Raw genomic sequence first — 6,962 nt, forward strand, 5'->3', positions numbered from 1 at the left:
AAAGTACTCGGAATAAGCTTCGAAGCTCCTCGTCACTTTGTGGGGTATTTTTTATATGTCAAGGTTGCGCACGAATTTCGCATTTTCTTCGATGAATTCCCTGCGCGGCTCCACACGTTCCCCCATCAGCTTGTCAAAAATCATGTCCGCTTCAGCCGCATCCTCCATCGAGACCTGCAGCAGCGTACGATGCTCAGGATCCATTGTTGTCTCCCACAACTGATCCGGGTTCATCTCGCCAAGACCCTTATATCGCTGGATTCCGATGCCGGTGCGCCCCATTTCTTCAAGCAACCGTTCCAAATCCTTGTCATTATAGGCGTATACAATCTGCTTTCCCTTAGTAATCTTATAAAGGGGTGGCTGCGCAATATAGACATAACCCGAATCGATCAACGGTTTCATGTAACGGTAGAAGAAAGTGAGCAGGAGAATGCGGATATGGGAACCGTCCACATCAGCATCGGTCATGATTACGATTTTGTGATAACGAGCTTTGGACAAATCGAAGTCCTGGCCGATTCCGGTTCCGACCGCAGTTATAATGGCGCGAATTTCCGTATTGGACAGAATCTTGTCAAGACGCGCCTTTTCCACGTTTATGATCTTTCCGCGCAAAGGCAGAATCGCTTGAAACTTGCTGTCGCGTCCCTGTTTGGCAGAACCGCCTGCAGAATCCCCTTCCACAATGTACAGTTCCGAAATGGAGGCGTCTCTGGAAGTGCAATCTGCCAGTTTCCCCGGCAGAGAACCCACTTCCAAAGCGCTTTTGCGGCGGGTCAGATCGCGTGCCTTACGGGCAGCCTCCTTGGCCCTGGCGGCCATCAGCGCCTTCTCGACGATTTTTTTGGCAACACTCGGATTTTCGTTGAGAAAATCGGTAAATTTGTCGCCAAACATCGTCTGGACGATCCCTCTCACTTCCGAATTGCCCAACTTGGTTTTCGTCTGGCCTTCAAATTGGGGTTCCGGGATCTTGACCGAGATGACTGCAGTCAACCCCTCCTGCACATCATCCCCGTCCAGTTTTATGTCATCTTTCAGCAGATTCATCCGTTTTCCATATTCGTTGATCACACGGGTCAGCGAAGTCTTGAATCCCACTTCGTGAGTTCCGCCTTCGTGAGTGTTGATATTGTTCGCAAAGGAATGAATGCTGGTACCGTAAGTGTCATTGTATTGGAGCGCAACCTCGGCAATCACGCCGTCTTTCTCTCCTGATACGAATACCGGGTCATGCAGCACTTCCCTGTTTTGGTTCAGATATTCGACGAATGAAGCGATTCCGCCCTCGTATTGATAAGACTGCGACTTTTCATGCCGTTCATCCGACAATGTAATGGTAATTCCGCCATTCAAAAACGCCAGTTCACGCAATCGTGACTGCAGGGTATCATAGGAATATTCAATCGTTTCGGTAAAGATTTCCGGATCCGGTTTGAATGTCACCGTGGTTCCTGTCTCATCAGTGTCCCCCATCACTTCCAGCGGAGAAACCGTCTTCCCTCTTTCAAAACGCATACGGTGAATCTTGCCTTCCCGTCTGACTTCCACTTCCAGCCACTCGGAAAGGGCATTCACAACAGAGGACCCCACCCCGTGGAGACCTCCCGAAACCTTATATCCTTCTCCGCCAAACTTCCCACCTGCGTGGAGAACCGTCAATACCACTTCCACAGTTGGAATTCCCATCTTCGGGTGGATCCCTACCGGAATTCCGCTCCCGTTATCCCTAACCGTCACACTGTTGTCAGGATGTATTATGACGTCAATTGTATCGCACCGTCCCGCGAGCGCTTCGTCGATACTGTTGTCGACAATCTCCCATACCAGGTGATGCAATCCTCTGACACTTGTTGAACCAATGTACATGCCCGGACGCTTGCGAACAGCTTCAAGGCCTTCCAGGACCTGTATCTGGGACTCGTCATATACGTGCGTCTCTTGCGTCATCCATGTCCCTCCGATTCCTTATCATACCAATAAATTTTACCATATTACCCGATTTAAACGCAAAAAAACAGGATCAATCTGAATCCTGATGTCATAGAGCACGCCGTGTGCATGCAGTTGGTCTACCTTATCTTTCGTCAAGTTCTGCCACAAAACCTGCACGTTTCTTTAGCGTTAAGGATGAAATCGGCGAGAAATACACTTTGCGGTTGGTTACCACAAACGACTTGCTTTCGTTTTCATCAATCACCACAATGAAACCTTCTTCTTCGGCCACGTTCAGAAATTCCCGGGTGGCATCCGCCGACTCTTTCATTTTCAAATCAAAGATGGCAATGACTTCTTTGCTCGGTACCATTACGTCTCCGCCCAAATGGATAAACATTCGCCTTCCCCTCCTTTCATGGAGAATCTCTCAAGTACGATCGATACTGCCTCCCATTACCCTGTATACAACCGCTTTTTCCTGCATCAGTTCTTGCAATCCATAGGTCATCGTGGTTGTGATCAGGGTCTGAACCCGTTCCCCCATACTCTCAAGCAAGTGCAATTGTCTCATCTCGTCCAACTCTGACAGCACATCATCCAGCAGCAAAACCGGATATTCTCCCACTTCATGTCTGATCAGTTCGATCTCTGCAAGTTTCATCGATAGGGCGGCTGTGCGCTGCTGTCCCTGGGATCCGAATGTATGCACATTCTGTTGATTGATTTGCACCTCAATGTCATCACGGTGCGGGCCTACCGAAGTGGAACCTCTCCGAAAATCATCTTTCTGGCGGGAGAGTAACTGTTCCCGGAAAAAATCGGCCAACGAACCACTGCAGTTCTCGTTTTCCAGTAAGGAACTTTTGTATTGAAGCGTCAACTCTTCCCGCCCGGAAGTGATTCGTTGGTGAATGTCAGCAGAAAATTGCTGAATCTTCTCTACAAATTCAAGTCTTTTGCGGATAATCTTTGCGCCATACTCAACCAATTGCTCATCCCATACGGAAAGCGTTCCGACCAGCCCTGCATCCATCCGTTCACTGTCTTTCAGGATATTGTTTCTTTGCTGCAGAACTTTCTGATACTGAGCCAGGTTATACAAGTATTGAGGGCTCATTTGTCCCAACTCCATGTCCAGAAACCTTCTTCTGGCCTGCGGAGCCCCTTTTACCAGCATAAGATCTTCTGGTGCAAACAATACCACATTCAGGTGACCAATGAAATCGCTCATTTTGCGTTTCTCAAGACCGTTGACACGAACTTTCTTGCCCCGCGGCAGAATCTTCAGGTCAAGAGAGTAGTTGCGTTGGTTTCTTTCCACAACACCGGAAACCGAAGCGAAATCAGCTCCCCAGCGGATCATTTCCGAATCCCGGCCGGCCCTGTGCGACTTGGCAAGGGCCAGCATCAGAATACTTTCCAATACGTTCGTCTTTCCCTGCGCGTTTTGCCCCACAAAGATCGTCACCTGTGGGGACAGTTGAAGAGAAAGCGATTCATAATTGCGAAAATCTTTTAATTCCAAGCTTTGAAGTATCATGCCTGTCCAATACCCTTGATCACCATCGGCTCGAAGCCTTCTATTTCAATCCGGTCGCCGGGACGGAGTTTGCGTCCGCGGCGGTTCTCCGGTTCGCCGTTGACAAGAATGCGTTCTTCCCGCAAGAACACCTTCACTTCCCCGCCGGAGCCGACGATATCCGCGTATTTAAGCAATTGCCCCAGGGTGATTTCATCAGAGGTTACTTCCACTTCCCTCGTCAAATTCAATGCCCCCCACAGGATTAATAGATTCTTACAGGCAAAATCAAATGGATATAGTCCGGATTATCGGATTGTTTGATCAGGAAAGGGCTCATGGAACCGGTGAATTCCACGGTAATCGACTCGCTTTCCACTACCCGCAAAGCGTCAATCAGATATTTGGCGTTAAAGGCAATCAGTAATTCTTCTCCCTGAAAATCGGCGAAATGGATTGACTCGGTCACTTTGCCCACATCTGCGGAATTGGAGGAGATCTCCGACTGACCCGCTCTGATGTTCAAGCGCACCACATTATTGTCATTGTCCCGGGCAATTAGCGCTGCCCGGTCCACCGCATCAAGCAGTTCTTTGGTCCCAACCTGGATCCGCGTCTTGAAACTGGTTGGAATGATGCGGGAAGTGTCCGGATACTGACCGTCAATCAAACGGGAATAAAACTGAGTATTTTCAAATTTGAACATGATCTGGTTATCCGCAATCACAACATCGACCAGACTGTCATTGTCCGGCAGCAGGCGTCCCAATTCGGACAGGCTTTTACCCGGGATAATCACATTGGAAAAAGCAAGTTCTGCTGGCGCTTCCACATTCACTATGCGCTGGGCCAAACGATGGCTGTCTGTTGCCACAAACCGGAGACGGCCTTCCTGCAGAACCGCCACAACACCTGTCAGCACAGGCCGAATTTCTTCCGAAGATACGGCAGGCACCGTTTGCCGGATCATATCTTTCAGCACAATGGCGGGAATGCCAAAGGTTTGGCTGCCTGAAACCTGCGGCAGTTTGGGGAACTCTTCCGCATGCAAACCATGCAGATTAAACTCGGAGGATCCGGAGCGGATGATGGTCAGGTAGTTCTGTTTCACTTCCAGCTCCACTTCAGATTGGGGCAATTTACGCACGATTTCAGACAGATAACGTGCAGAAAGCACGATGGCCCCTTCTTCCATAATTTGCACAATCTGCTGATTCTCTATGTGCGCGGGCAGACCGGTTTCAATGCCTGTCTCCAAATCGGTAGCGGTCAATTTCAACGTATCTCTTTCCGCTGACAGTTTGATTCCCGACAAAACAGGAATTGTCGTTTTTGTGGATACAGACCGTTGCACATTTTGAATCGCAGCCAGAAGTGCGCTTCTATCGATTGAAACTTTCACAAGAAATCCTCCTCGTTGTGGGCATAAAGATCGAATCGGTTACATATCTATAATTATTTGGAGATTGATTATTAAAACCGTAATAGTAGTAATAAAGATTGTGGATTTGTGGATAACCCTTGTGGATTCAAATTTTGTCTGATTTTGTCGATGTGGGCAATTTGTAGATAAGAATTGTGGTCTATCCACAGATTCCAGCCTTTATACTCGAATCTTTTCTTTAAGTGATTCCAGGGTTTGCCGCAAGCTAAAATTGTTCTCCAATTCCCTGGTAATTTTCTCGTGGGCGTGGATAACGGTAGTGTGATCCCGCCCACCGAATTCGTCTCCGATCTTTGGCAGGGAAAAATCGGTCAGTTCCCGAGCCAGATACATAGCAATCTGACGGGGAAATGCCACGGCCTTGGTCCGTTTCTTCGCCTTAAAATCCTCAATTTTAAGATTAAAATGCTCTCCGACAACCTTTTGAATCTCATGAATTGTAATTGTTTTTGGACGGTTGTCCGATATAATGTCTTTCAGCGCTTCCGCCGCAAGATCCGCCGTCAAATCGTTGTTGATCAGGGAAGAATAGGCCACTACCCGGATCAGGGCGCCTTCCAGTTCACGTATGTTCGTATCGATCTTATTCGCGATATACATAAGAACATCGTTCGGGATGTTAAGGCCGTCAGCTTTCGCTTTCTTTTGAAGAATCGCCACACGGGTCTCAAGATCAGGAGGCTGAATGTCGGTGATCAATCCCCATTCAAACCGGGATCGGAGCCTGTCCTCCAAAGTTGGAATCTCTTTGGGCGGCCGGTCGCTGGATATGATGATTTGTTTGCTTTCCTCATGCAGCGTATTGAATGTGTGGAAGAATTCTTCCTGTGTCTGCTCCTTGCCGGCCAGAAACTGGATGTCGTCGATCAGCAACACATCGATATTCCTGTACTTGTTGCGAAAATCTTCCGTCCGGTTATACTGAATCGAATTAATAAACTCATTGGTAAATTTCTCGGAGGAGATGTACATAACCTTGGCAGCAGGGTTGTGTTCCAATACATAATGGCCGATAGCGTGCATCAGGTGGGTTTTGCCGAGACCTACGCCACCGTAGATAAAGAAGGGATTATAGGCCTTGGCCGGTGCTTCAGCCACTGCCAATGCGGCTGCATGGGCGAACCGGTTGCCGGCTCCGATTACGAATGTCTCAAAGGTGTATTTGGGATTCAACGCAGATGGTATGTACTCGTCAGTCAATTCCCTGTCCACACGTCCCAGCTGGTCTTTTCCCCGACGGGATTCTTTTGTTTCAAACTGCTCGTCCGATATTTGTGGAATCACAAACCGAACGTTCATATCGGTCATTGTGAGAGATCCCAAGGTCTCCCGAATGATTCCCAAATACCTGGATTCAAGCCAATCTCGTGCAAAATCGTTAGGGACACTGACAACCAGCGTATTGCCTTCCAGCGATAGCGGCTTGGTTGACTTGAACCAGGTTTCAAAACTGGGTTTGGACAGAGTTTGTTCCAACATTGTCAGAGTTCGTTGCCAAAGTTCGCCGGCCCGATCCATGGGTAATGCCTACCTCCTACATATAAAACCGTAACGGATTGGAAAAAGAAGAAAAAAAAATCCACGGATTAAGTTCTCGTGAGCATAGAACTGTGGATAAACGAATAACGAACGACGTCATGAAATTCGTGGATTGTTATGGGAGTTGTAGATTCCTATTGAGGAAATGTGAACAAAGAAGTTCCTTTTGAGGATAAGTATTCACAATGTTATCCACAAGTTGTGGACAATCTTGGGTAAAACTAAAGTTATCCACTTCGATGACAAATCCATGATACAAAAATTATGCCTTGACTGCAATGGTTTTTTCCAACTTATCCACAAACTTCTCAATATTCAATGACAGAAACGCACAAGGGTGTGGATTGTGGATAAGGTGTGACGTATTTTGTCGAAACAAGTGGATAAATGACGAATCAGGAATCAATTACACACAGGTTTTTCAACCTGTCAAGATTCAGTGAAAATGTCACCTTAACTGTTCTATGAAAATGTCACTTTTTAGTTCCCCCCTCGTTTCATACGAAGGGGTTTCAAGAA

General features: G+C 47.6%; 6 protein-coding genes. All 6 read right to left on the minus strand.

Features of this window, described 5'->3' with window-relative positions; all coding sequences use genetic code 11:
- Positions 1 to 51: 51 nt before the first annotated feature.
- Positions 52 to 1,953, minus strand: a complete 1,902-nt coding sequence (gyrB, locus tag EFBL_RS01740) for a DNA topoisomerase (ATP-hydrolyzing) subunit B (protein ID WP_096180415.1) — start codon at positions 1,951 to 1,953, stop codon at positions 52 to 54.
- Between the two features lie 127 nt (positions 1,954 to 2,080).
- Positions 2,081 to 2,338 carry an extracellular matrix regulator RemB gene (gene remB / locus EFBL_RS01745; protein WP_096180416.1) on the minus strand — a complete coding sequence of 86 codons (258 nt, stop codon included), beginning with the start codon at positions 2,336 to 2,338 and terminating at the stop codon, positions 2,081 to 2,083.
- A 30-nt stretch (positions 2,339 to 2,368) separates the two neighbouring features.
- Positions 2,369 to 3,481, minus strand: a complete 1,113-nt coding sequence (gene recF / locus EFBL_RS01750; protein ID WP_096180417.1) for a DNA replication/repair protein RecF — start codon at positions 3,479 to 3,481, stop codon at positions 2,369 to 2,371.
- A complete protein-coding gene (gene yaaA / locus EFBL_RS01755) occupies positions 3,478 to 3,705 on the minus strand; it encodes a S4 domain-containing protein YaaA (protein WP_096180418.1) in 228 nt (75 codons plus the stop codon). The genes recF and yaaA overlap by 4 nt, the downstream gene beginning before the upstream one ends.
- A 20-nt stretch (positions 3,706 to 3,725) precedes the next feature.
- Positions 3,726 to 4,862 carry a DNA polymerase III subunit beta gene (gene dnaN / locus EFBL_RS01760; RefSeq protein ID WP_096180419.1) on the minus strand — a complete coding sequence of 379 codons (1,137 nt, stop codon included), beginning with the start codon at positions 4,860 to 4,862 and terminating at the stop codon, positions 3,726 to 3,728.
- Between the two features lie 201 nt (positions 4,863 to 5,063).
- Complete coding sequence (gene dnaA / locus EFBL_RS01765) at positions 5,064 to 6,422, minus strand: chromosomal replication initiator protein DnaA (protein WP_096180420.1); 1,359 nt, start codon at positions 6,420 to 6,422, stop codon at positions 5,064 to 5,066.
- Between the last annotated feature and the right edge of the window lie 540 nt (positions 6,423 to 6,962).

This window comes from Effusibacillus lacus, from assembly GCF_002335525.1.
GTDB classification, from domain to species: Bacteria; Bacillota; Bacilli; order Tumebacillales; family Effusibacillaceae; genus Effusibacillus; species Effusibacillus lacus.

What these genes read in the sequence shown, in the direction of transcription:
- dnaA (WP_096180420.1), bottom strand. Translation starts at nt 6,422, where the DNA reads ATGGATCGGGCCGGCGAACTTTGGCAACGAACTCTGACAATGTTGGAA.
- gyrB (WP_096180415.1), bottom strand. Translation starts at nt 1,953, where the DNA reads ATGACGCAAGAGACGCACGTATATGACGAGTCCCAGATACAGGTCCTG.
- recF (WP_096180417.1), bottom strand. Translation starts at nt 3,481, where the DNA reads ATGATACTTCAAAGCTTGGAATTAAAAGATTTTCGCAATTATGAATCG.
- remB (WP_096180416.1), bottom strand. Translation starts at nt 2,338, where the DNA reads ATGTTTATCCATTTGGGCGGAGACGTAATGGTACCGAGCAAAGAAGTC.